This window comes from Sphingomonas bacterium (assembly GCF_903644055.1).
In the GTDB taxonomy this organism is placed as follows: domain Bacteria; phylum Pseudomonadota; class Alphaproteobacteria; order Sphingomonadales; family Sphingomonadaceae; genus Sphingomonas_I.
The window spans coordinates 21,773-43,556 of the sequence record NZ_CAHJXD010000178.1 but is presented as its reverse complement, the minus strand read 5'-3'; the positions used below and the strand labels follow the sequence as shown (position 1 = coordinate 43,556).

The following is a 21,784-nucleotide window of genomic DNA, read 5'->3' as shown; positions in this document are numbered from 1 at the left end:
CGGGGAGTAGCTCAGCCTGGTAGAGCACTGTCTTCGGGAGGCAGGGGCCGGAGGTTCGAATCCTCTCTCCCCGACCAATATTTCTTGAGAAGCGCGCGGGCGCTATGGCTTCAGGCAGGCGATCACCGCCGTGACCGCGGTGATCGTATCGGCGACATCGCGGACCTTGATCGAATCGATCCCCATCGCGCGCACCGGATCGTCGTTGCCGCCGGGAAAGATCGCGTCGCCCATGAACAGGATATTTTCCGGCGCGACGCCGGAATGCTCGGTCAGGCGGCGCATGCCATAGGCCTTGTCGATGCCCTTCCGGGTGATATCGATCGACGTCGATCCGCCGATGTTGATCGCCAGATCGGGCAGTGCTGACTGCAAGGTCTGTTGCAGCTTCCTGCGCTTGGCGAAGCCGGGGTCCCACGCTTTCTTGGCGTCGAGCGGCGCCTCCTGCCCGAGGCCCGAGAACGTCACCTGGCTGCCCCGATCCTCAATCCGATCGCCCCAGGTCCGCTCTTCCTTGAGGCCCGCATCCGACAGCGCCTTGTCGAATGCCGACAGGATCTTGTCATGCTCCTCTTTCGAGAAGAGTTCGGCATAGATCGCGTGCCAGGAACCGCCCTGAAAGCGGTAGAGCTTGGTGCCCGTGGTCGGCATGATGAACAGCCCCTCCAGCGGGGCATCGGCGGGCAGGCGCGAGACGACCTGCTTTTCGAACTGCGGCCAGTCGCCGCCGGAGATCACGCAGACCTTGGCGACCCCAAGCAGGCGCCCGAGCCACGCCGCCATATCGTCGCCCAGCGGCTGCTTGCTCTCGGCGAGCGTACCGTCGAGGTCGAATGCGACGAGTTGCTTCATTTCTGCACCTTCGGAAGGATGAACCGATCGATCGCATCGGCGACGCCATCGTCATCGTTGGACGCCGCGATATCCTTGGCCGCGGCTTTGACCGGATCGGGCGCCTGCCCCATCGCAACCGAATAAGCGGCGCGCGCGAACATCGGCAGATCGTTGGCCTGATCGCCCAACGCCACCGTATCTTCCAGCACGACATGATAGGCCTTGCACAGAGCGGTGATGCCATCGCCCTTGTTGCCGACCGGCGCGGTGATATCGAGATAATAGGTCTGCGAGCGCGCGACCGTGGCGCGATCACCGACCAGAGCCTTTACCTCCTGCTCGATCCGATCGAGCAGTTCCACGTCGTCGGTCACCGCCACGATCTTGTCGGCGCGGCGAACGCGATCGCCGAAATCGGGGCCGACGATCGGCTGCACGCCCGCCGACTTGATCTCGCGCGGGGTATGCTCGCCATCCGCCTCGCTCGCCAGCCAGTCTCCATCGGCGAAAAGCCAGCGGATGACCGGCTGCCCCTCGAGATGCGCGAGCACTTCGCCGGCCACGCCGTCATCCAGCATATGATGCTCGGTGACCGTGCCGTCCGCCATGAACAGCGTGCCCCCGTTGAACGCGCCGAACGGCCCCGCCAGCTTGAGGCTTTCCGCGATCCACATCATCCCCGATGGCGGGCGCGCGCTGATCAATGTCACGGCGATGCCGGCATCGACCAGCCGGCCGACCGCCGCGACATTGACGTCCGAAAGGCTCTTGTCCTTGCGGACGAGCGTACCGTCGATATCCGAAACGACGAGCCTGATCATCCGAGCGTGTGCCATTGCCGGCCATCCCGCGCCAGCAGCGCATCGGCGCCCGATGGCCCGGCGGTGCCCGGCTTATAGGGTTCGGGTTTGCCGCGCTTGGCCCAGGCATCGAGCAAAGGCTGGATCGCGCGCCAGCCCCCCTCGATCTGATCGGCGCGCTGGAACAGGATCTGATCGCCCGTCAGCACATCGTAGAGCAACGTCTCATAGCCCGTGCGATGCCCCATTTCGAAGCGATCGGCATAAGCGAAGGTCATCGACACGGGCGCCACGTCCACCAGCGGCCCCGGAATCTTGGCGGCGAGATCGAGGCTGATCGCCTCGTCTGGCTGGATTTGCAGCACGAAGCGATTGCATGGCAACTTGGTCACTTCCGTGCCCTTGAACAGCGAGGTCGGCGCGCTCTTGAAGTGAACGACGATCTCGGTGTCGCGCGCCGAGAGCGCCTTGCCGGTACGCAGATAGAAAGGCACGCCGGACCAGCGCCACGTATCCACGGTCAGCTTCAGCGCGACATAGGTTTCGGTGCGACTGTCGGCGGAAACATCGGGTGTTTCGCGATATGCCGCAACCTTGTCGGCGCCGATCTTGCCGCCTTTATATTGCCCGCGCACCGCATCGGCGGGATCGGCCGGATGGACCGCGGCGATCAGCTTGGCCTTCTCGCTGCGGATCGGTTCGGCCTCGAAGCTGGTCGGCGGCTCCATCGCGGTCAAGGCGAGCAACTGGAGCAGATGATTGGGCACCATGTCGCGCAGCGCGCCCGTGGCATCGTAGAATTTGCCGCGCGTGCCGACCGTCACCTGCTCGGCGGCGGTGATTTCGACATGATCGACGTAGCGATTGTTCCACACCGCCTCGAAGATCGAATTTCCGAAGCGTGCCACCAGGATGTTCTGCACGGTCTCCTTGCCGAGGAAATGATCGATGCGATAGATTTGCGCTTCGCTCGCCTGCTCCAGCAACGTCTTGTTGAGCGCCTGCGCCGAGGCGAGATCGCTGCCGAAGGGCTTCTCGATCACCAGCCGGCGGAAGCCGTCTTCCTCCTTGAGCAGGCCCGCCGCGCCGAGCTTCTGCGTCACCGGGCCAAAGAAGGACGCCGCGGTCGCGAGATAGAATATCGCATTACCCTTGATCGCGCCGGCGAGCCGCTGGAAGGTTTCGTCCTGGGTGAAGTCACCCTTGAAATAATGGATATGCGCGCGCAGCTTTTCCCAGACCTCGTCGCCTTCGATGAAATCGTCGAGCGTCGCGCGAAGGGTCTCGTCATCGCCATCGTGATAGCTGACGCCCAAAATCTCGGTCTTGGGATCGAGCAAGTTCCAGCGCACGAGATTGGCGATCGCCGGCATCAGCAGCCGCTTGGCGAGGTCGCCCATCGCGCCGAAGATCACCAGCGTCGCGGCGGGCGCGACGGGCGCCTGGTTCATCTCCACTATTGCGGCATCTCGACATGGCCGCCGAAGCCGAAGCGCATTGCCGACAGCAATTTATCCCCGAAGGTTCCCTCGACCCTGCTGCGATATCGCGCGAACAGTGCGGCTGAGAGCACGTAGGCGGGCACAGCCTCCTCCATCGCCGCCTGTACGGTCCAATGCCCTTCCCCCGAATCGGCGACCCGGCCGGAGAAATGATCCAGCTTCTGATCCTTGGCGAGCGCGGCGGCCGAAAGATCGAGCAGCCAGGACGAGATCACGCTGCCCCGCCGCCATACTTCCGCGATGTCGGTAAGATTGAGATCGAAGCGCTCGTCTTCGGGAAGCTTATCGGACGACTTGCCCTGCAACACGTCGAAGCCCTCGGCATACGCCGCCATCAGGCCATATTCGATGCCGTTGTGTACCATCTTCACGAAATGGCCAGCGCCCGCCGGACCGGCATGGATATAGCCCTTCTCCGCGCGCGGATCCTCGCCTTCCTTGCCCTCGCGATCCGGGGTTCGCGGGATCGTGCCATGGCCGGGCGCCAGTGCGTCGAAGATCGGATCGAGCATCTTCACCGTATCGGCGTCTCCGCCGATCATCATGCAATAGCCCCGTTCGAGCCCCCATACCCCCCCGGACGTGCCGACATCGATATAATGGAGCTGCTTTTCGGCGCAGGCCTTCGCGCGCTTGATATCGTCCTTGTAGAAGGTGTTGCCGCCATCGATGATGATGTCGCCCGGGGCGGCGTGCGACATCAGCGTCGCGATCGTCTGCTCGGTTGGATCGCCGGCCGGCAGCATCACCCAATAGATCCTCGGGCCTTCCAGCTTGGCGCTGACCTCCTCCAGCGACGCGGCGCCCGTCGCGCCATTGGCGACCAGCGCCTCCACTGCGGGTACGTTGCGATCGAAAGCGACGATCTCATGGCCGTTGCGCATCAGCCGGCGCGCGATGTTCGCGCCCATTCGGCCCAGCCCGATCATCGCCAAACGCATATCGATCTCCCCGTCAGAACGCCTTGAGCGCCGCCTCGACCGCCGAGGCAAGCGCTTCGATCCCGCCGCCGCCCTTCTTGAGGTGAACGCGCAACACGCGGCGGCCGCGTTCCGCCAGCACATCGGCGTCACCGCGCGCCTGCGCGATCTGCACGGTGCCGAAGCTCGCCTTGCGACCCGGTATCGCAAGATCGGGATCGGGATCGCGCGTGATCGTCAGGAACACGCCGCTGTTGGGGCCGCCTTTGTAAGCCTGACCCGTCGAGTGGAGAAAACGCGGACCGAAACCGGCGATGGTGGCGACCTGCTTGGCGTCGCGGATCTGCGCGCGCATCCTGGCGACCGCCGCCGAATTGCCCTCGTCGCGTTCGATATAGGCCAGAAAGCCCGCGTAATTCCCTGGCCGGAGGCTGGCGAAATGGAGATCGAGAAGCTGCTTTGGATCGCTGGGCGCGAGGCCTGTGCTGGCGGGCGCGAAAATCGCGAAATCCTCATTTTCGGCGATCGGCGTCTCCGGCTCCAGGCTGCCGCTCGCCTCATAGTCATCGACGAGCTTGCGAGTCGCGACCTTGGCATCCTCGACATCGGGCTGATCGAAGGGATCGATACCGATCACCGCGCCCGCGATGGCGGTGGCGATCTCCCAGCGGAAGAATTCCCGGCCGATATCCTCGCGCGTGGCGACGGCCATCCGCACGACGGGATGCCCCGCCTCGGCGAGCTGGGTCAGGCGCGCCTCGAGTTCGGGATCGTCGTCTCCTTCGAGATGGAGATGCGCGAACAATCGATCGGCGCCATAGCTTTCCACCGAACCCAGCGGCTCCAGATCGACGGGGACGATCCCCTTCCCCTGCTTGCCCGTGGATTCGGCGAGCAATTGCTCCAGCCACGCACCGATCGGAGCCAGCCCCTGGGAGGGCAGGATGGTGAGCTTGTCCCGCCCCGCATTCGCGGCCTCGCCCATGATCACGCCGAGATGCACGCCGGGGCTGTCGGACGCGATCTGGCCCGGGCCGCACGCCGATACCATCTGTGCGGCGGCATCATAGAAAGCGCGCGCGTCCAGCCCCATCGCCGCACCCGGCACCATCCCGAACGCCGACAGCACGGAATAGCGCCCACCGATCGCAGGATCACCAAGAAAGACAAAGGCATAGCCATCATCGTTCGCGGTTTTTTCGAGTTTCGAACCTGGATCGGTCACCGCCACGAAACGGCTGCCATCCTTGCCGGAAAGCTCCCAGAAGAAGGCGCGCAGCAATTCGGGTTCGAGCGTCGAACCCGACTTCGACGAAACGATAAACAGCGTATTCTCAGGATCGATCGCCGCGGCAACACCGGCGATCTGATCGGGGTCCGTCGTGTCGAGCACATGCAGCTTCGGGCTGCCGGCCGCATTGCCGAGGATCAGCGCCAGCACTTCCGGACCGAGGCTCGATCCGCCCATCCCGAGCAGCACCACATCCTTATAATGCCTTGCCTTCTCGGTCAGCGCGGCGAGTTGGGCGAAATCGACCTGTTCGCCCTTGGCGGCGGCGAGCCAGCCAACCCACTTGCCCTCGTCCTTGCCCGTCCAGAGCGTGGGGTCACCCTCCCAGAGCCGCTTCGTCCACGCCTCCCGATCCGCCTGCTCCAGCCGTACATCGACAGCGCGCGCCAGGCTCTCGGGAAGCTCGATCTTCATCGCGATCAGCCCTTCACCAGCTCGGAAAGGATTGCCGTCCGCTTCTCGCCGACGGCCTTCAGCAGCGCATCGGCGGCGTCGGCGAACAGCTTGACGCCATCCTTGACGAGTTCGGCGGTTACGCCGGGCATATCCAGCCCGAGCCGGTCGGCTTCCGCCATCACATGCCGCGCCGCATCGACGTCGGCGGTGAGCGTCTGCGCCAGCGTGCCATGGTCGCGGTACGCGTCCATCGTCTTCGGCGGCATCGTGTTGACGGTATCCGGGCCGATCAGCGAATCGACGTAGAGCGTATCCGGATAGGCCGGATCCTTAGTGCCGGTGGAGGCCCACAGCAGCCGCTGCGGCATCGCCCCCTTCGCCGCCAACGCCTGCCAGCGATCGCCCGCGACCAGATCTTCGTACCAGGCATAAGCGAGCTTGGCATTGGCGATCGCCACCTTGCCGCGGATCGCCTTCAATGCATCGCTCTCGGCATCGCCAGCCTTCACGCGATCGTCGATCTTCTTGTCGATCAGGCTGTCGATCCGGCTGACGAAGAAGCTGGCAACCGAAGCGATGCGATCGATTGCCTCGCCCTTGCCGGCCCGCGCCTCCAGCCCCTCGATATAGGCGAGCGCCACCGCCTGATAGGATTCGAGCGAGAACAGCAAAGTGACGTTGATATTGAGGCCATCTTCGATCAGCCGCCGGATTGCGGGCACCCCGGCCTTGGTGCCGGGCACCTTGATCATCAGGTTGAGCGCGTCGACGGCCTTCCAGAGCTTGTGCGCCTCGGTAATCGTATCGTCGGTCTTTTCGGCCAGATAGGGCGAGACTTCGAGGCTAACGTAGCCATCCTTGCCCTCCAGCCGATCATAAGCGGGCCGCAGATCGGCGGCGGCGGCCTTGATGTCGGCGATCGCCTGGCTCTCGTAGACGTCCTCGACGCTCGCTTCGCCCTTGGCCAGGAATTGCTTGAACCCGTCGTCATAGGCATCGCCATGCCCCATCGCCTTTTCGAAGATCGACGGGTTCGAAGTCACGCCGGTCAGCCCATCCTCGGCAACCAGCTTCCGGAGCCCGCCCTCGTCGAGGAATTTGCGATCGACGAAATCGAGCCACACGGCCTGGCCGGCCTTGCCGAGATCCTTGAGTGTATCGCTCATGCGTTCTTTTCCATCAGCTTACGCGCGGTGGCGCAGATATTGTCGACACTGAAGCCGAACTTTTCCTGGAGCTTGGCGATCGGAGCCGACGCGCCGAAGGTCGACATCGTAATCGTCCCGCCGTCCGCGCCGACGTAGCGATCCCAGCCCAGCGAACCGGCCTGCTCGACCGCGAGCCGCGAGCGGACCGATCGCGGCAGCACGCTTTCGCGATACGCCTGATCCTGCTTCTCGAACAGATACCAGCTCGGCAGCGAGACGAGCCGCGACCTGATGCCGTCCGCCGTCAGCTTCTCATGCGCCGCCGCGACCATCTGCAACTCGCTGCCCGTGCCGATCAGGATCACTTCGGGCTCGCCGTCGCAGTCGCCGACGATATAGCCGCCCTTCTCCAGCCCTTCTGCGGACGCATACTTGCTGCGGTCGAGCGTCGTGATCGCCTGGCGCGACAGAATCAGCGCGGTCGGCTCGTTCGTATGTTCCAGCGCGACCTTCCAGGCGACAGCGACTTCATTGGCATCCCCCGGCCGGATCGTGTCCAGTCCCGGAATCGCGCGCAGCGTTGCTAGATGCTCGATCGGCTGATGTGTCGGGCCGTCCTCGCCGACGCCGATCGAATCGTGCGTGAACACGAAAATCACCGGCAATTCCATGATCGACGCCAGCCGGATCGGCGCGCGCATATAATCGGCAAAGACGAGGAAGGTGCCGGTATACGAACGGAGGTAACAAAGCGCCATGCCGTTGGCGATCGAGCCCATGGCATGTTCGCGAACGCCGAAGTGCATGTTGCGCCCGCCATAGCTGCCCGCCTCGAACGATCCCGCATCCTTGATGTCGGTCTTGGTCGAGGGCGAAAGATCGGCGGCGCCGCCGATCAGCATCGGCACCTTGGCAGCGATCGCATTAAGGACCTTGCCGCTGCTCTCGCGCGAAGCCAGGCCCTTTTCGTCGGCCGGGAAGCTGGGCAGCGCCTGCTGCCAGCCCTCGGGCAGCTTGCCCTGGCGCAGCAGATCGAGCTCGGCCGCTTCCGTGGGAAAGCTGCTCTTGTAGCGCGCGAACAGCGCCTCCCATTGCTCGCGTGCCGGGCCGCCGCGATCGGCTATAGCCTTGTGGAAATGTTCGGCGACGCCGTCGGGCACGAGGAACTGGGCGTCCTCGGGCCATCCATAAGCCTGCTTGGTCTTGCGGACGTTGTCCTCGCCCAGTGCCTCGCCATGCGCCTTCTCGCTGCCGGCGCGCGGCGATCCCCAGCCGATGATCGAATGGACGACGATGAACGTCGGACGATCGTCGGTCGCCTTAAAGCTCTCGATCGCTTTGCCGAAGCTTTCGCAATCATTGGCATCGTCGACGTGGATGACGTTCCAACCATAGGCTTCGAAGCGCTTGCCGACATCCTCGTCGAAAGCCAGATCGGTCGAGCCCTCGATCGAGATATGATTGCTGTCATACACCCAGCACAGGTTGGAAAGCTTGAGGTGCCCGGCGGTCGAGGCGGCTTCGGAGGAAATGCCCTCCATCATGTCGCCGTCGCCGCAGAAGACGTAGACGTCGAAATCGAACAGCCGGAAGCCGTCACGGTTGAACCGCTCCGCCAGCGCGCGCTCGGCGATCGCCATACCGACCGAATTGCCGCAGCCCTGGCCCAGCGGTCCGGTCGTCGTCTCCACGCCGGTCGTCATCCGATATTCGGGATGGCCGGGGGTCTTGGAACTCAGTTGGCGGAACTGCTTGATATCGTCGAGGCTGACTGCGGGCGCTCCAGTCGGGTTGCCGTCGGCATCGATCTCGCGGACCCCGGCCAGATGCAGCACCGAATAGAGCAGCATCGAGGCGTGGCCGACCGACAGCACGAAGCGATCGCGGTTCGGCCAATCGGGCGTCGACGGATCATAGCGCAGATATTTCGACCACAAGGTGTAAGCTACCGGCGCCAGCGCCATCGGCGTGCCGGGGTGGCCCGAATTGGCTTTCTGCACCGCATCCATCGAAAGCGTGCGAATCGTATCGATCGCGAGCCTTTCGGGCGAACCATCTTCGTGGACGGCGTCGATCATAGCCTCGGTCTGGGTCATCTCGTCCCTTCGTCTCTGTCGTTGCAACGGCCCATCGCGGCCAAAGATGCGCGAATTGGCAGCTAAATGTCGCCGACGGAAGGCGTTCGACCCGATTTGCGCACGCCTGCCGCCGTGCCGAGGTAGAGCGCATCGATCTCCCCGATAAACAGCCCATGGCCGACCATCCCCGGTAGGGCGTCCAGCACCGCCGATAGAGCAGCCGGATCGCCAAGCTCTGCGAAGCTGCAATCGAGCACCGGATTTCCCTGATCGCTTCGATAGAACGTGCTTCCGGATTGGCGCGCAGTGACGATCGCTCCGAGCCGGCCGACCTCCGCCGCGACGAAGCGCCACCCGAATTCGAGGACTTCGATCGGCACGGCGCGCGACCCAAGCCTCGTCACGGCCTTCGACGAATCGGCGATAGCGATCATCCGGCTGGCGGCGGCGGCGACGATCTTTTCGCGCACCATCGCCCCGCCCCCGCCCTTGATCGCGCGCAGGTCGGGATCGATCTCGTCGACGCCATCGATGCAGAGATCGACGCTCGCCTGATCGGCCATGTCGAGGATCGCGAGGCCCACGGCTTCGGCGGCGCGCGCCGTGGCAAAAGACGTCGCGACGCACTTGATTCGCAGGCCGGCGCGCGCCCGTTCGCCCAGCGCGGCGATCGCAAAGGCCGCCGTGGTTCCGGTCCCGAGCCCGACCAGCATCCCCGCTTCGATTTCGGCCACCGCGGCCTCCGCCGCGGCACGCTTTTCACCGTCGCGAGGCGCTTCGATCATCCGCCCGCCATGAACATCAGCGCGGCGAAGGGCAATATGGCATGCTTGCCGATCGGCGCGACGCGCGCCAAAGCACGCACATCATGAGCATCACGCGACGCGCCGGGGCGCGGTTCACCCTCTTTCTGCTCACCCTGGTCTATGTCGTGAATTTCGTCGATCGCCAGTTGATCGGCATTCTCGGCCAGCCGATGAAAGCGGAACTTGGTCTCAGCGACAAACAGCTCGGGCTACTCGGCGGGCTCTCTTTCGCCTTGTTCAACGCGCTGCTGAGCCTGCCGATCGCCCGGCTCGCGGAGCGTCGCTCGCGCATCGCGATCATAGCCTGGAGCGTCGGTCTCTGGTCGCTCGCCACCGCTGCCTGCGGTCTGGCCAGGACTGTGCCGCAGCTTGTGCTCGGGCGGATGGGCGTAGGGATCGGCGAGGCCGGATATGCGCCCGCCGCCCAATCGCTGATCGCCGATCTCTGGCCCTCCCGCCGCCGTGCGACCGCGCTCGCGATTTTTTCGCTGGGTGTGCCGATCGGTATCCTGTTCGGGGCGGTCGCCGGGGGTTGGATTGCCGAACTGCTCGGCTGGCGAAGCGCCTTCGTCATGCTCGGCCTGCCCGGCGTGGCGCTGGCGATATTGATCGGATTGGCGCTGCGCGAGCCCGAGCGCGGCGCGCAGGATGCAATCGCGGAGTCGTCGCCACCGGATTTCCGATGGGTCGTCCGCACCCTGTGGTCGAACCCGGCATTTCGCCACATGGCGGCGGGCGCGACTCTGGCCTCGATCGGCGGCTATGGCATCACCTACTTTTCGGTGCCGCTGCTGATGCGCACCCAGCAGCTTCCGCTTCATACCGCCGCCACGGGGTTCGGGATCGTCGCGGGCCTTGGGATCGGCATCGGTATCGCTGCGGGTGGGCTGATTGCCGACAAGCTCCGACAGAAGGATGCGAGGGCCATCACCGCCGCTGGCGGTACGATGATCGGTCTGCTTTTCTTCCTCGCCGCGCTTGGCCAATCGAGCCCCGTCGCCATCGCCATGTTCGCGCTGCCCGCTTTCTGCGGGGCGCATCTCTATTTCGGGCCGGTCTATGCGGCCACGGCGGACAGTGTCGGTCCCCATGCCCGCGCGACCGCCGTCGCGATACTTTTGATGGTCATGAACGGCCTCGGCCTGGGCATCGGCCCAACGCTCGTCGGGATGTTGAGCGATCATTTCACGACATCGGCGTTGGGCGATCAGGCGGCGATGTGCGCCACCGCTCGATCGACCCAGGATTTATGCTCGCAGGCCTCGGCTGCCGGACTGACACGCGCGCTGCGCATCGATGCGCTCTTCTATATCTGGGCGTCCGTGCATTTCCTGCTCGGAGCCCGGGCGCTCAAGGCCGATCAGCCCCACAGCTCGGAGCGGTAACGCTGGAAGCAAAGCGCGCCGCACGTCAGGCGGATCAGCGCACCCTCGGCGATCGCGACCGCCCGCCGCGGATCTTCCTCGACCAGCGGTATCAGCGCTTCACGGTTCCAGGCCTCGCTATGCTTGACGTCCATCACGGCGTGCAGATCGAAGTAACGGCTATCCTCGACGCCGAGCCCGATCCTTCGCAAGCCAGCCGCTACCTGGGCGGAACGCCCCGGAGCGGTCAGCTCGATCACGCCCAATGCGCCGACCGACTGCCACACGTAACGCCTGCTCGTCGCCATCGCCGTCATGGCATTGGCCAACGCCAAACTCTCCCAGACGGTCGAGTCGATCGATGGTTCGACGCCAAGCGTTTCGATCAGCCTGTCGAGCATCGGGCCGTGCATGCCAGCCGCATGGCCGCGTCCCATCTCATCCCAATAGTTACGCGCCAGCTCCAGCTTGGCGCGGGGCGGCAGCTTGACCTGAGTCATCGCCACGAGGTCGTCGAACCCTGCCTCGCCCGCGGCCTCCTGCGTAAAGAACCAGCGTAGCTCCGCTGCGCTCGCCTGCGTTGCCAGCCAAGGGAACAGTGCATCGCCCTGCCCCGGCCCTTCCTGCTTGAGATTCTCGAACCAGGAAACGAAGCGCTCGGGATCGCTCGGTACGCAACGTGCTTCCAAAGCTACCGCCTGGCGAAGCTCCTCTAGAAAGGCACCTTCCAGACGGAGCATGCGCGTATCGCGCTCCAGCGTCTTCTGCCAGTCCGGAGATATGAAGCCGGGTGCCAGGCGCTCATGATTCCAGTGCGTCAGACCGCGCTGAAAGCTGGACGTGAGAAATTGCGAGCGTCGCGGCGATTGGTCGCCGTACGCGGGCTGGCTCGCCATGTGGTTGATCTCCAAAGAAACTAGACCGTCCAAACCCACGGCGGACGATGGCGTTCCCTTGCGATCAGCGGAGCCGGACGCGAAACCGTTACGCAAAAAGAGGGCGACCGGCTCTCCCGGTCACCCTCTTCATGACGTGCGCTATCGGATCAACCGGCGTAGTCGGCGTATTTCTCGTTGCCCACGAAGCCCATCTTCGAAACGTTGGCGCGCTTGGTGACCGCGAGCACCTCGTCGACGATCTCGTAGCGTGCCTGCGGATCGGGCTCGACGTGCAGCTCGGGGATCGGATCCATCTGCTGCGTCTGGTCGAGATACTGGCGCAGGATCGTAAGATTGATCGGCGCGCCGTTCCACGCGATCGTCCCCGCGGGATCGATCGATACGCGATTCTTGGTGGGCAGGATCGGCGGCGGCGGGGCGTTGGTATTTTGCGGAAGGTCGAGCTTCACCGCATGCGTCTGCACGGGGATGGTGATGATGAACATGATCAGGAGCACCAGCATGACGTCGATCAACGGCGTCGTGTTGATGTCCATCATCGGCTCGCCTTCAGCGGTGGCTGCTGCCATTGCCATGATTTATAACTCCGAAAAGCTGAAGCGCGTGGAGAGGGACCGCATCACTCGACCGCCGCATGATACATGCCCGGATCGGGCTGCGAGATGAAACCGACTCGCGCGAAGCCTGCGCGCGCGACGTTGGTCATCGCCCCGCCGACGCAGCGCCAGGGCGTGTTGACGTCGGCGCGGATATGCACCTCGGGCAGCTCCAGCCCGGCCGCATTGGGGCCACCCTGCTTGTCGATCTCGAGCCTGAGCTTGGCGACCGAGCGATCGATCAACTCCTGCGGAGCGATTCTCGTCTGGCCCCAATAGACCTCGCAGCCGCCATTCCTGCCCCGGATCGAGAGCACGACATTCTCGGGCTTGCTGGTCGTGGGCTCGTAGGCGACCTTGGGAAGCGACACCGGCACGGTCTGAATGACGACCGGAACGGTGATCAGGAAGATGATCAACAGCACCAGCATGACGTCCACGAGGGGCGTCGTGTTGATGTCTGACATCGGGGCATTGTCTTCGGCTGGGCCCGCGCTCATTGCCATGGAAGGAAAGTCCTATTCTGCTGCCGAGGGAGAGCTTCGGGCGACAATGCATCACCCGTAGAGATGCGGCGGCGGAGCTCCGGCCCCGCCGCGCGCGCCGTTACGCCTTCGGATTGATGGCCGCCGAGCCGGTTTTGAGCGGCGGGGTCGGCGCGGTCTTCACCGAGATCAGCGCCGGCTTCACCGCGCCGTTCGACACCATATAGCCATGGAGATCGGTCGAGAAGGCGCCGATCTGCTCGGCCAGCACCTTGTTGCGGCGCACCAGCCAATTGTAGCCGAGCACCGCGGGCACCGCGACGACGAGGCCGAGCGCGGTCATGATAAGCGCCTCGCCGACCGGGCCGGCAACGGCGTCGATCGAGGCCTGACCGGCCGCGCCGATCTTGATCAGTGCGCGATAGATGCCGATCACGGTGCCGAACAGGCCGACGAACGGCGCGGTCGAACCGACCGTGGCGAGCACCGCGAGGCCGTTGCTGAGCTTCGAGTTGATCGCGGCGGTCGAGCGGCCGAGCGAGCTGCCGAGCCACTCATGCTGGTCGACGGGGTCGATAAGCTTGGTGTGCTGCTCCTGCGCGGTCAGGCCGTCGTCGACGATCTGACGGTAGGCGGAGTTCTTCTCGAGCTTGTTGGCGCCCTCGCGGAGAGTCGGCGTGCCCCAGAAGGTCGTGCGCACGCGCTTGGCCTGGTTCATGATCTTCTGCTGCTCGAACAGCTTGGTGAACATGATGAACCAGGTGGCGGCCGACATGATCACGAGGATGATGAAGACCGTCCAGGCGATGACGCCGCCCTGATGGAGCGCGGCCATCAGGCCGTAGGGATTGGAATTTGCTGCTGCGGGAACGGTAGCGTTCATGGTCGAGGACTTCCTTCTTCAATGCGTGGGCCGGGGCACCGGCCGGTTGTAAGGGCGACGGTGCCCGCCGTTTAATCTTTCGGAATCGTCCAGCGAATGGAGCGGCTTGCGGTGGAGCGCATCGGCTGGCCGTTCTGGTCCTTGGCCGGCGAATATTTGCCGCGCCGCGTGATCAGACGACATGCCGTCTCGTCGAGATCGGGCGAGCCGCTGGGGCCCGTGACCTGACAATTTTCAACCTTGCCCTGCTCGTTGATCGACCAGGAAATCCGCGTAGTGCCTTCACGACCCTCGCGCATCGCGCCAGGCGGATAATCGTCGTTGGTGATCCACTGCGCCGGATCGCCCCTGGCGCCAGCGGCCTGCGAAATCTTCGGTGCCGGCGGCGCGGGGGGCGCATCCACATGGATCACCGGAGCAGGAACCGGCGGGGCGGGCGGCGCGACGATCGGCGGCGCCAATTGCTGCGTCTGCACGATCGGCGGCGGTGCGACGATCGGCGGCGGCTCCACCTTCTGTTCGGGCGGCGGCGGCGGCGGCTTCTGCTCCGGCGGCGGCGGCGGCTCCTGCACGTCGACGATCTTGGTATCGACGGCAACCTTCTTGATGACGTTGAAGGCGAGCCCGGTAATGAACGCATATCCCACCAGCGCGTGAAGCGCGGCAACAAGTGCAAGCGCCACTACCCTGCGGGAGCTCATCGTTTGATCAGCATAGGCCATTAAGGAACTGCACTCCTTGAACGGGTTTCGCCGAATGATCGCCGGGCGACCCTCCGGCTATGAGTGCCGCCAAATCGCCTGGGCGACCTTCTGACGACTATGGCTTTCCTATCGCGGCCTTCTCCTTTCGCGCAAGCCCTTTATCAGTGCGCCGGCCAAGGTCTTTTTCATCAGCGGATTGGCTTGAAACGGCCTTTTTTTGCCCGCCAGTGCGAATATATGCGCAAGGAGTCGCAGATGTCCTCCCTCACCCATCGCTTTCTAGCCATGCTTGCCGCCTTCGGCAGTGCAGCAAATGTCGGCGCGGCGCCCCCGCCGCCGCCGGCCGCTCCCGCGATCGGCTATGTCGAGATGGCCGACATGATATTGGCGGCCCAACAGATCCTATCGGCCGATATCATCCGAGCGACATTGCTCAAGCGCGAGCAGGCGGCGGGCGTCGCTTCCGGCAAGGTGCGCTTCTTCGTCGAAGCCAGGGTGCTGGCACTGATCGGCGGGCGCGGCCCCGCACCCGCTGAAGTACGCTATCTCGTCGATCTCCCGCAGGCGCAGGCCAAGGCCAAGCTCAAGGGGACGGGCGTGCTGCTGCTGGCAACGCCGACCGCCCGGGCAGGCGAGATCACCCTGGCCGGCCCGCACGCGCAACTGCTCCGCACCCCGGCCAGCGAGGCACGGCTGCGCGCGATCCTCACCGCATCGGTCGCGCCCGATGCGCCGCCTTCGGTGATCGGCATCGGCCATGCCTTCCATGTCGCGGGATCGCTCCCCGGCGAGGGCGAGACGCAGATCTTCGTCCGCACGTCGGATGGACGACCGATCTCGCTGTCGATCATCCGGCGTCCGGGAGAGGCGCCGCGCTGGGCGGTCGCGCTGTCCGAGCTGGTCGACGCCAGCGCAGCCCCGCCCCAGCCCGAGACTTTTCTGTGGTATCGTCTGGCCTGCGGTTTGCCGCCGAGCCTGCCGCCCGCCGCCCTTGAAGGCATCGCCGATGCGGACGCCGAGCAGGCGCGGACCGATTACAAGGTCGTGACCGACGGGCTTGGCCCGTGCATTCGCAACCGGGACTAGAGGCTGCCGTGTTCATGTTGAAACGTCACCCCGGCCTTGAGCCGGGGTGACGAGAGTTCAACGTCAACACGACAGACCCTAGTCGCGGGTCATGAAGAGAAAATCACGCTCGAACGAAACCATCGAAGCACCCCCGTCGACGAACAGGACCTGCCCGGTGGTTGCCTGGGCTTCTACGAGATACAGCGCGGCAGCGGCGATATCGTCCGGCGTCGGCAGGCGGCCAAGCGGCATCGCCGTGGCGAGCCGTTCGAGCTGCGCCGGGGAATAGTCCGGCGTCGGCAGCGTCAGACCGGGCGCGATCCCGCACACCCGCACCCGGGGCGCCAGCGCGCGCGCCAGCGCCTGGGTGATCCCGGCGAGCGCGAGTTTCGAGGCGGTATAGCTCGCCTGATCCACGGGCGGCGATACGATCCGCTGATCGAGCAGGTTGATGACCACCCCCCCCTGCCCCACGCCAAGATTCTCCACGAGTTGCTGTGCGAGCCGCGCCGGTGCTGCGGCATTCACCGCATAATGCTCGACCATCGTGGCGATCGTGGCGTTCGACCAGTCATCGGCGCCGAATCGCGAGGCGCTGTTGATCAATATGCTCGGCGCGGCGCCGAAATGCGCGATGACCTGTGGGAACAGGCGATCGACCGCGGCTTCGTCCGCCAAATCGGCGGGAAAGCTCGCCCAGCGCACGCCGCTCGCGCGGATCGCCTCGGCCAGCGCGGGCTCCGGCTCGGCGGCGCTATGGCTGTGGAGCGCGAGGTCATAGCCCGCTTTCGCCAGCCGCGCGGCGATCGCGGCACCCAGCCGCCGCGTTCCCCCGGTGACGAGCGCCAGCATCAGCGCCGATGGCGCACGAGCGTCATGCCGATCGCCTCGCCGCCCTCGGAAATCGCCAGCTTGACGATCTTGACCGAAACGCGCCGCACCCGCGGGTCGCCCAGGAAGAGCGTATCGGCGACATGATCGGCGATCGCCTCGATCAGCGTGAAGTGCCGATCGCGCGGGATCGCCTTCGTCACCGCTTCGCGCAGATCGAGGTAATTCTTCGAAGCCGAGAGCGCAGTTTCCGGTGCGAAGCGATCGGGCGTGACAAGATCGACCGCGATCGAAATCCGCAGCGGCTGCGGGAGGTGAGTCTCCTCCGAATAGATGCCGGTCAGCAGATCGATCGCGATATCGTCGACTTCCAGGCGCAGCAGGTCGTCGGGATGGCAATCCGGCTGAAGCGCTTGCGGCGGGGAGAAAGGTTCGGCCAAGGTTGCTTGCATCGTCATCTCGTCGGGTGCGGCCGCCTTTCCCACTTCGCGCGGACACCCGCAAGCGCGTTGCGTTTCGGGGCGGCTCGGCTATGCGCGGCGCGCCTTATGCCAGCGCCTTCTCCCCCGGTCACGATCGCACCGCTGCTCGAAGCCGATCCCGCCGCGGTCGATGCCCTGCTCGATACGGCGTTCGGCCGCGATCGCCGGCAGCGCACCGCCTATCGCATCCGCGACGGCATGACCGCGATCCCGGCGCTTTCCTTCGCGGCTTTCGATGAGGCGCATACGCTGGTCGGCTCGCTGCAATGCTGGCCGGTGGCGCTCGATTTCCGCACGCCGCTGATTCTCGTCGGGCCCGTCGCGGTCGATCCCGATCTCCAGCGCGGCGGCATCGGCCGGAGGATGATGAACCGGATGATCGCGGCGGCGGAAGCGACGGAGGCCGATCCGCTCGTCCTGATCGGCGACCCCGAATATTATGGCCGCTTCTTCGGTTTCGAGGCGCGCTGGACGCGGGAGTGGGGAGTGCCGGGCCCTGTGGTGCGCCGCCGTCTGCTGGCGCGCGTGCCGGCGGGCCGGTCGCTTCCCGTGGCGGGTCATCTCGGCCCCCGCATCGTCAGGGCGGGTCTTTAATCGCTGGGCGGCGCGCTCTAACAGGGAAAGATGCCCGAACGCGCGCCTCCCCCTGACGATCTCGCCGGCCTCTCATTGGCGGAGATCGCGCGGCTGGTGGAGGAGAAGCGCCTTCCTCCGGTCGAGACGTGGAACCCGAAGCATTGCGGGCACAGCGCGATGCGGATCGCGCGCGACGGCACCTGGTTTCATGAAGGGTCGCCGATCGGCAGGGCGGCGATGGTGCGCCTTTTCTCCACCGTGCTGCGGCGTGAGCCCGACGGCAGCCACGTCCTCGTCACGCCGGCCGAGAAATTGACGATCGATGTCGAGGATGCCGCCTTCGTCGCGGTCGAAATGCGCACCGAAGGCGAGAAGAGCGAGCGCCGAATCGCCTTTCGCCTGAATACCGGCGACCTTGTCGAGGCGGACGAGGGCCACGGCCTGCGCTTCGAACAGCGGGAGGACGGCCCCCACCCCTATCTGCACGTTCGCGCCGGGCTCGAAGCGCTGATCGCCCGCCCGGTCTATTATGAGATGGCGGAGATCGCGCTGGACGAAGGGCTCGAACCGCCGGGGCTCTGGAGCAACGGCGCTTTTCTCGCGCTGACCGCGCCATGACGCTGGCCGAGCGTCTCGCGTCGGCGCTGGCGGATAGCCGCGGGCTGGGACCGCAAGGCGATGACATCGACCTTGCCGATACGATCTATGCCGACGCAGCGGTGCTGATCGCCGTCACCGATCGGCCCGAGCCCGGCGTGATCCTGACCTTGCGTCATGCCGATCTCCGCCGCCACGCCGGCCAGATCGCTTTTCCGGGCGGCAAGGTCGATCCCGAGGACGAGGATGCGATCGCCGCCGCGCTCCGCGAAGCCGATGAGGAAATCGGATTGCCGCCCGGCGCCGTCGAGGTGGTCGGCACCTCCAATCGCTACCGAACGAGTTCGGGCTTCGACATCCTGCCCGTCATCGGGGTGACCACACCCGACCTGCCGCTCACGCCGCATGAAGCCGAGGTCGCCGACGTTTTCGAGGTGCCGTTCGGCTTCCTGCTCGAGCAGGCGAACCATATCATCCGTTCGGTCGAAAAGGCCGGCCGCATGCATCAATATTACGAGATCAACTGGGGCGAGCGTCGGATCTGGGGGGCGACGGCGGGCATCGTCGTCAATCTCGCGAGCCGGCTGGCGCGCTTCGCATGAGGATGCCAGACGCGGTCTGGCGCAAGCGAGCCGGCCTGCCGGCGCTGATGGACGCTCTCGGCGCCGAGCGGGACGAGGTGCGGATCGTCGGCGGCGCGGTGCGCGACGCGCTGCTCGCGCTGCCGGTTTCCGATGTCGATCTGGGCACGATCCATCCGCCCGCGGAAAGCGCCGAGCGGATCGCGCGCGCCGGTTTCAAGGCGGTTCCGACCGGCATCGCGCACGGCACGATCACCGCCGTGCTGCCCGACGGCCCGATCGAGGTGACGACGCTCCGGCGCGACGTCGAAACCGACGGACGGCACGCCCGTGTCGCCTTCACCGATGATTGGCACGAGGATGCCGCTCGGCGCGATTTCACGATCAACGCGCTGTCGGCCGAAGCCGGATCGGGACTGATCCACGATCATTTCGGCGGTCTGACCGATCTCGATCGAAGGCTGGTGCGCTTCATCGGCGATCCGCTGCAACGGATCGCGGAGGATCACCTGCGCATCCTGCGTTTCTTCCGCTTCCATGCGCGCTTCGGGATCGGCGCGCCGGAGCCGCAGGGGCTCTCCGCCTGCGCTCGGCGCGCGAACGATCTCATGAGCCTGTCGCGCGAGCGTATCGCGCAGGAGCTGCTCAAGCTTCTCGCCGTTCCCAATCCAGCGCCAGCGCTCGCCGAGATGCTCTCGGCGGGCATTCTGACGGCGATCCTGCCCGAGATCGGCGGCGACGGGCTCGACCGCCTGAAACGGCTCGTCCCGATCGAGCGCGAACTCGGCCTTGCCGATCCGCTGCGGCGCATGTCCGCCTTGCTGCCCCGCGATGCCGCGCTGGTCGATAGCATCGGTGCGCGGCTCAAGCTCTCCAACGCGCAGCGGCGGCGGCTCGTCAGCGCGTCGCGGGGGGAGCTCGACACGTCGCCAAGCCTGCTGGCGCACGAGATCGGCGTTCAAGGCGCGATCGATCGGCTGTTGCTGGCCGGCGATGCGGCGGGTGTTGCTTCGCTGCAAGGGTGGCAGCCCCCGCGTCTGCCGATTACCGGCAGCGCGCTGATCGCGCTGGGCATGCCCGCCGGCCCCCGGATCGCGGCGACGCTTGCCAGGGTGGAGAGGCGCTGGGCCAGCGAAGGCTTTCCCGATCGCGATCGGGCGCTGGCGATCGCCGCCGAAGAGGCGGCCGCTCCTTAACCGCAGGCTGCGGAGTGCGGGTGGATCGCATCCATGAGGAAGGCGAAGGCGGCGTCGGAACGGATCGCGCGCGAGAACCAGAATCCCTGCCCGATCTCGCAACCTAGGACGGCCAGCGTACGCGCCGCGCCCTGGTCCTCGATCCCTTCGGCGATCGTCACCATCCCGAGCGCGCGTGCGAGGCTGAGGATCGCGCGGATGATCGCGGTTGAATCGCGATCGTTGTGCATGGCGGCGATGAACTGGCGATCGATCTTCAGAATGTCGATCGGCAGCTTCTGAAGCGAGGCGAGGCTGGAATAGCCGGTGCCGAAATCGTCCATCGCGATGCGGCAGGCGAGCGCCTTGAGATCGCCCAGCAGGCGGGCGGCACGATCGGGATCGGCGATGATCGAGCTTTCGGTGAGCTCCAGCGTCAGCCTTCCCCCGCCGATGCCGTGGCGGTCGAGCGAATCGCCGACCAGTGCCGCTACATGATCGCGCGCGAGCTGCACGGGCGAAACGTTGACGCTGACATAGACCGGCAATTCATATCCGGCGGCGGCATCCCAGCCTGCCAATGTCCGCACCGCGCAATCGATCGCCCACCGCCCTAGCGGCAGGATCAATCCCGATTCCTCGGCGACGGGGATGAAATCGGCGGGCTGGATTTCGCCGCGCTGGGGATGCGACCAGCGCGCCAGGGCCTCGAAGCCGGCGACCCGGCCGGTGTCCAGCTCGATCAGCGGCTGAAAATCGAGCCTTATCTCGTCGCGTTCGAGCGCATGCCGGAGCTCGGTCTCCATGCTCAAGCGGTTCCGCGCGTGCCCGACCTCGCCGGGCTCGTAAACCTCGATCTGGCCCGAAAGCTTGGCGCGCTTCAACGCGACCTGGCTGTGGCGGATGATCTCGTCGGAAGACGGCAATTTATCGTGCCACAACGCGCAGCCGATCGCGCAATCGATGCGGATCTCGAGTTCCGAAAGCCGCATCGGCGTCGCCAGCGAGGCCTGCAACCGGCGCGCGACGTTAAGCGCATCGCCCGGCCCGTCGACGAGGCGGACGAGCACGCCGAATTCGTCGCCGCCCAGGCGCGCCAGCATGTCTCCCGCGCGCATGATCGAAACCATCCGTCGCGCCACGGTAATGATCAGTTCGTCGCCGGCCAGCGATCCGATGCTCTCGTTGACGCGGCTGAAACGGTTGAGATTGACGTTGAGCACGGCAATGTTGGCGAAGGCGGTGTCGCCGATCGCCGCATCGATCGCCTCTTCGAACGCGACCCGGTTGGGCAGGCCCGTAAGGCTGTCGTGCAGCATCTCCGAACGGAGCGAGCGCTCGGTTTCGACCGCGGTGGTGCGATCGATCATCGTCAGCATGATCAACGGATCGGGATGCATGCGCGAGGTGAGCGGCGCGAGATGAACCTGGAAATGCCGCCCGCCTATTCCGGGCTCCTTCCAGCTGAACTGATCGGCCGTGGCATGCGAAAGCGCGAATCGGCGAAGCGCCTCGCGAAGCTCTTCCAGATGATCCTTGTCGGCGATATTGTCGGCCAGGCTGGAAAAGGCGGCGTTATGCGCGACATCGATCGGATCGCCGTCGACGATCGCGGCCACGGCCGCCGCGATCGGCAGCGCATCGATATAGCGCTGCAAATCGTGGCCGGGAAGCAACGCAGCACGTACGTCGGCGGGGCGCGCCACCGGCCTGGCACTCTCGCGGGCGATCCTCGACATCTCCATCGCGAACCGCTTTTAGAGCTAGG

General features: G+C 65.4%; 22 protein-coding genes and 1 tRNA gene. 7 read left to right on the top strand and 16 right to left on the bottom strand.

Translation table 11 applies throughout. From position 1 onward, the window contains the following. Positions 1-77: transfer RNA gene (locus HUU94_RS07865), tRNA-Pro, on the top strand. Between the two features lie 25 nt (positions 78-102). Here the strand turns inward: HUU94_RS07865 and HUU94_RS07860 are convergent. From HUU94_RS07860 to rpiA, 8 genes are all read right to left on the bottom strand, one after another. Then, positions 103-852, bottom strand: a complete 750-nt coding sequence (locus HUU94_RS07860; RefSeq protein ID WP_174274536.1) for an HAD-IIB family hydrolase — start codon at positions 850-852, stop codon at positions 103-105. After that, entirely contained in the window at positions 849-1,655 is an 807-nt protein-coding gene (locus HUU94_RS07855) for an HAD family hydrolase (protein WP_174274535.1), read from the bottom strand. The genes HUU94_RS07860 and HUU94_RS07855 overlap by 4 nt, the downstream gene beginning before the upstream one ends. After that, a complete protein-coding gene (gene zwf, locus HUU94_RS07850) occupies positions 1,652-3,085 on the bottom strand; it encodes a glucose-6-phosphate dehydrogenase (RefSeq protein WP_174274534.1) in 1,434 nt (477 codons plus the stop codon). Before zwf ends, HUU94_RS07855 begins: the two co-directional genes overlap by 4 nt. Positions 3,086-3,090: 5 nt before the next feature. Then, positions 3,091-4,077: a phosphogluconate dehydrogenase (NAD(+)-dependent, decarboxylating) gene (gnd, locus tag HUU94_RS07845; protein WP_174274533.1), complete on the bottom strand. Its 987-nt coding sequence runs from the start codon at positions 4,075-4,077 to the stop codon at positions 3,091-3,093. Between the two features lie 13 nt (positions 4,078-4,090). Continuing rightward, entirely contained in the window at positions 4,091-5,761 is a 1,671-nt protein-coding gene (locus HUU94_RS07840) for a bifunctional transaldolase/phosoglucose isomerase (RefSeq protein ID WP_174274532.1), read from the bottom strand. A gap of 5 nt (positions 5,762-5,766) precedes the next feature. Continuing rightward, complete coding sequence (gene tal / locus HUU94_RS07835) at positions 5,767-6,909, bottom strand: transaldolase (protein WP_174274531.1); 1,143 nt, start codon at positions 6,907-6,909, stop codon at positions 5,767-5,769. Further along, on the bottom strand, positions 6,906-8,969 hold the full coding sequence (gene tkt, locus HUU94_RS07830; RefSeq protein WP_217429589.1) for a transketolase: 2,064 nt from the start codon (positions 8,967-8,969) through the stop codon (positions 6,906-6,908). Before tkt ends, tal begins: the two co-directional genes overlap by 4 nt. A gap of 80 nt (positions 8,970-9,049) precedes the next feature. Next, positions 9,050-9,754 carry a ribose-5-phosphate isomerase RpiA gene (rpiA, locus tag HUU94_RS07825; protein ID WP_174274529.1) on the bottom strand — a complete coding sequence of 235 codons (705 nt, stop codon included), beginning with the start codon at positions 9,752-9,754 and terminating at the stop codon, positions 9,050-9,052. A gap of 83 nt (positions 9,755-9,837) precedes the next feature. Between rpiA and HUU94_RS07820 the strand changes: the two genes are divergently transcribed. Beyond that, the gene (locus tag HUU94_RS07820) at positions 9,838-11,160 is read left to right on the top strand and encodes a spinster family MFS transporter (RefSeq protein ID WP_174274528.1); all 1,323 of its coding nucleotides are present in this window, start codon (positions 9,838-9,840) and stop codon (positions 11,158-11,160) included. On the opposite strand, the gene HUU94_RS07815 is transcribed toward HUU94_RS07820, so the two are convergent. The 5 genes from HUU94_RS07815 to HUU94_RS07795 all read right to left on the bottom strand — a co-directional run bounded on the left by HUU94_RS07815 (position 11,136) and on the right by HUU94_RS07795 (position 14,703). After that, positions 11,136-12,035 (bottom strand): iron-containing redox enzyme family protein, encoded by a 900-nt coding sequence (locus tag HUU94_RS07815; protein ID WP_174274527.1) that lies wholly within the window; start codon positions 12,033-12,035, stop codon positions 11,136-11,138. The two genes, HUU94_RS07820 and HUU94_RS07815, sit on opposite strands and share 25 nt — an antisense overlap. A 149-nt stretch (positions 12,036-12,184) precedes the next feature. Then, entirely contained in the window at positions 12,185-12,613 is a 429-nt protein-coding gene (locus HUU94_RS07810; RefSeq protein WP_174274526.1) for an ExbD/TolR family protein, read from the bottom strand. A gap of 44 nt (positions 12,614-12,657) precedes the next feature. After that, positions 12,658-13,140 (bottom strand): ExbD/TolR family protein, encoded by a 483-nt coding sequence (locus tag HUU94_RS07805; RefSeq protein WP_174274525.1) that lies wholly within the window; start codon positions 13,138-13,140, stop codon positions 12,658-12,660. Positions 13,141-13,240: 100 nt separating this feature from the next. Then, positions 13,241-14,002, bottom strand: coding sequence for a MotA/TolQ/ExbB proton channel family protein (locus HUU94_RS07800; protein WP_217429588.1), 762 nt, complete (start codon positions 14,000-14,002; stop codon positions 13,241-13,243). A 71-nt stretch (positions 14,003-14,073) separates the two neighbouring features. Further along, positions 14,074-14,703: an energy transducer TonB gene (locus HUU94_RS07795; protein WP_254602043.1), complete on the bottom strand. Its 630-nt coding sequence runs from the start codon at positions 14,701-14,703 to the stop codon at positions 14,074-14,076. Between the two features lie 258 nt (positions 14,704-14,961). On the opposite strand from HUU94_RS07795, the gene HUU94_RS07790 reads away from it, so the two are divergent. Then, positions 14,962-15,792, top strand: coding sequence for a hypothetical protein (locus HUU94_RS07790; RefSeq protein ID WP_174274523.1), 831 nt, complete (start codon positions 14,962-14,964; stop codon positions 15,790-15,792). A 78-nt stretch (positions 15,793-15,870) separates the two neighbouring features. Here the strand turns inward: HUU94_RS07790 and HUU94_RS07785 are convergent, their stop codons facing one another. Then, the gene (locus HUU94_RS07785; RefSeq protein WP_174274522.1) at positions 15,871-16,626 is read right to left on the bottom strand and encodes an SDR family oxidoreductase; all 756 of its coding nucleotides are present in this window, start codon (positions 16,624-16,626) and stop codon (positions 15,871-15,873) included. Then, entirely contained in the window at positions 16,626-17,063 is a 438-nt protein-coding gene (locus tag HUU94_RS07780) for a dihydroneopterin aldolase (RefSeq protein WP_254602041.1), read from the bottom strand. Before HUU94_RS07780 ends, HUU94_RS07785 begins: the two co-directional genes overlap by 1 nt. Positions 17,064-17,153: 90 nt before the next feature. On the opposite strand from HUU94_RS07780, the gene HUU94_RS07775 reads away from it, so the two are divergent. Genes HUU94_RS07775 through HUU94_RS07760 form a run of 4 tightly spaced genes read left to right on the top strand, consistent with a single transcriptional unit; the run spans position 17,154 to position 20,037 of the window. Then, positions 17,154-17,681, top strand: a complete 528-nt coding sequence (locus HUU94_RS07775; RefSeq protein WP_174274521.1) for a GNAT family N-acetyltransferase — start codon at positions 17,154-17,156, stop codon at positions 17,679-17,681. A 30-nt stretch (positions 17,682-17,711) separates the two neighbouring features. Continuing rightward, entirely contained in the window at positions 17,712-18,281 is a 570-nt protein-coding gene (locus HUU94_RS07770; protein ID WP_174274520.1) for a DUF1285 domain-containing protein, read from the top strand. Continuing rightward, a complete protein-coding gene (locus HUU94_RS07765; protein WP_174274519.1) occupies positions 18,278-18,862 on the top strand; it encodes a CoA pyrophosphatase in 585 nt (194 codons plus the stop codon). Before HUU94_RS07770 ends, HUU94_RS07765 begins: the two co-directional genes overlap by 4 nt. Continuing rightward, positions 18,859-20,037: a CCA tRNA nucleotidyltransferase gene (locus tag HUU94_RS07760; RefSeq protein WP_174274518.1), complete on the top strand. Its 1,179-nt coding sequence runs from the start codon at positions 18,859-18,861 to the stop codon at positions 20,035-20,037. The genes HUU94_RS07765 and HUU94_RS07760 overlap by 4 nt, the downstream gene beginning before the upstream one ends. Here the strand turns inward: HUU94_RS07760 and HUU94_RS07755 are convergent. Next, positions 20,034-21,761: a putative bifunctional diguanylate cyclase/phosphodiesterase gene (locus HUU94_RS07755; RefSeq protein ID WP_174274517.1), complete on the bottom strand. Its 1,728-nt coding sequence runs from the start codon at positions 21,759-21,761 to the stop codon at positions 20,034-20,036. The two genes, HUU94_RS07760 and HUU94_RS07755, sit on opposite strands and share 4 nt — an antisense overlap. Between the last annotated feature and the right edge of the window lie 23 nt (positions 21,762-21,784).

Bases quoted from the DNA above. Each gene is read 5' to 3' on its own strand.
- HUU94_RS07860 (WP_174274536.1), bottom strand. From the start codon at position 852: ATGAAGCAACTCGTCGCATTCGACCTCGACGGTACGCTCGCCGAGAGC.
- HUU94_RS07855 (WP_174274535.1), bottom strand. From the start codon at position 1,655: ATGATCAGGCTCGTCGTTTCGGATATCGACGGTACGCTCGTCCGCAAG.
- zwf (WP_174274534.1), bottom strand. From the start codon at position 3,085: ATGAACCAGGCGCCCGTCGCGCCCGCCGCGACGCTGGTGATCTTCGGC.
- gnd (WP_174274533.1), bottom strand. From the start codon at position 4,077: ATGCGTTTGGCGATGATCGGGCTGGGCCGAATGGGCGCGAACATCGCG.
- HUU94_RS07840 (WP_174274532.1), bottom strand. From the start codon at position 5,761: ATGAAGATCGAGCTTCCCGAGAGCCTGGCGCGCGCTGTCGATGTACGG.
- tal (WP_174274531.1), bottom strand. From the start codon at position 6,909: ATGAGCGATACACTCAAGGATCTCGGCAAGGCCGGCCAGGCCGTGTGG.
- tkt (WP_217429589.1), bottom strand. From the start codon at position 8,969: ATGATCGACGCCGTCCACGAAGATGGTTCGCCCGAAAGGCTCGCGATC.
- rpiA (WP_174274529.1), bottom strand. From the start codon at position 9,754: ATGATCGAAGCGCCTCGCGACGGTGAAAAGCGTGCCGCGGCGGAGGCC.
- HUU94_RS07820 (WP_174274528.1), top strand. From the start codon at position 9,838: ATGAGCATCACGCGACGCGCCGGGGCGCGGTTCACCCTCTTTCTGCTC.
- HUU94_RS07815 (WP_174274527.1), bottom strand. From the start codon at position 12,035: ATGGCGAGCCAGCCCGCGTACGGCGACCAATCGCCGCGACGCTCGCAA.
- HUU94_RS07810 (WP_174274526.1), bottom strand. From the start codon at position 12,613: ATGGCAATGGCAGCAGCCACCGCTGAAGGCGAGCCGATGATGGACATC.
- HUU94_RS07805 (WP_174274525.1), bottom strand. From the start codon at position 13,140: ATGGCAATGAGCGCGGGCCCAGCCGAAGACAATGCCCCGATGTCAGAC.
- HUU94_RS07800 (WP_217429588.1), bottom strand. From the start codon at position 14,002: ATGAACGCTACCGTTCCCGCAGCAGCAAATTCCAATCCCTACGGCCTG.
- HUU94_RS07795 (WP_254602043.1), bottom strand. From the start codon at position 14,703: ATGAGCTCCCGCAGGGTAGTGGCGCTTGCACTTGTTGCCGCGCTTCAC.
- HUU94_RS07790 (WP_174274523.1), top strand. From the start codon at position 14,962: ATGTCCTCCCTCACCCATCGCTTTCTAGCCATGCTTGCCGCCTTCGGC.
- HUU94_RS07785 (WP_174274522.1), bottom strand. From the start codon at position 16,626: ATGCTGGCGCTCGTCACCGGGGGAACGCGGCGGCTGGGTGCCGCGATC.
- HUU94_RS07780 (WP_254602041.1), bottom strand. From the start codon at position 17,063: ATGACGATGCAAGCAACCTTGGCCGAACCTTTCTCCCCGCCGCAAGCG.
- HUU94_RS07775 (WP_174274521.1), top strand. From the start codon at position 17,154: ATGCCAGCGCCTTCTCCCCCGGTCACGATCGCACCGCTGCTCGAAGCC.
- HUU94_RS07770 (WP_174274520.1), top strand. From the start codon at position 17,712: ATGCCCGAACGCGCGCCTCCCCCTGACGATCTCGCCGGCCTCTCATTG.
- HUU94_RS07765 (WP_174274519.1), top strand. From the start codon at position 18,278: ATGACGCTGGCCGAGCGTCTCGCGTCGGCGCTGGCGGATAGCCGCGGG.
- HUU94_RS07760 (WP_174274518.1), top strand. From the start codon at position 18,859: ATGAGGATGCCAGACGCGGTCTGGCGCAAGCGAGCCGGCCTGCCGGCG.
- HUU94_RS07755 (WP_174274517.1), bottom strand. From the start codon at position 21,761: ATGGAGATGTCGAGGATCGCCCGCGAGAGTGCCAGGCCGGTGGCGCGC.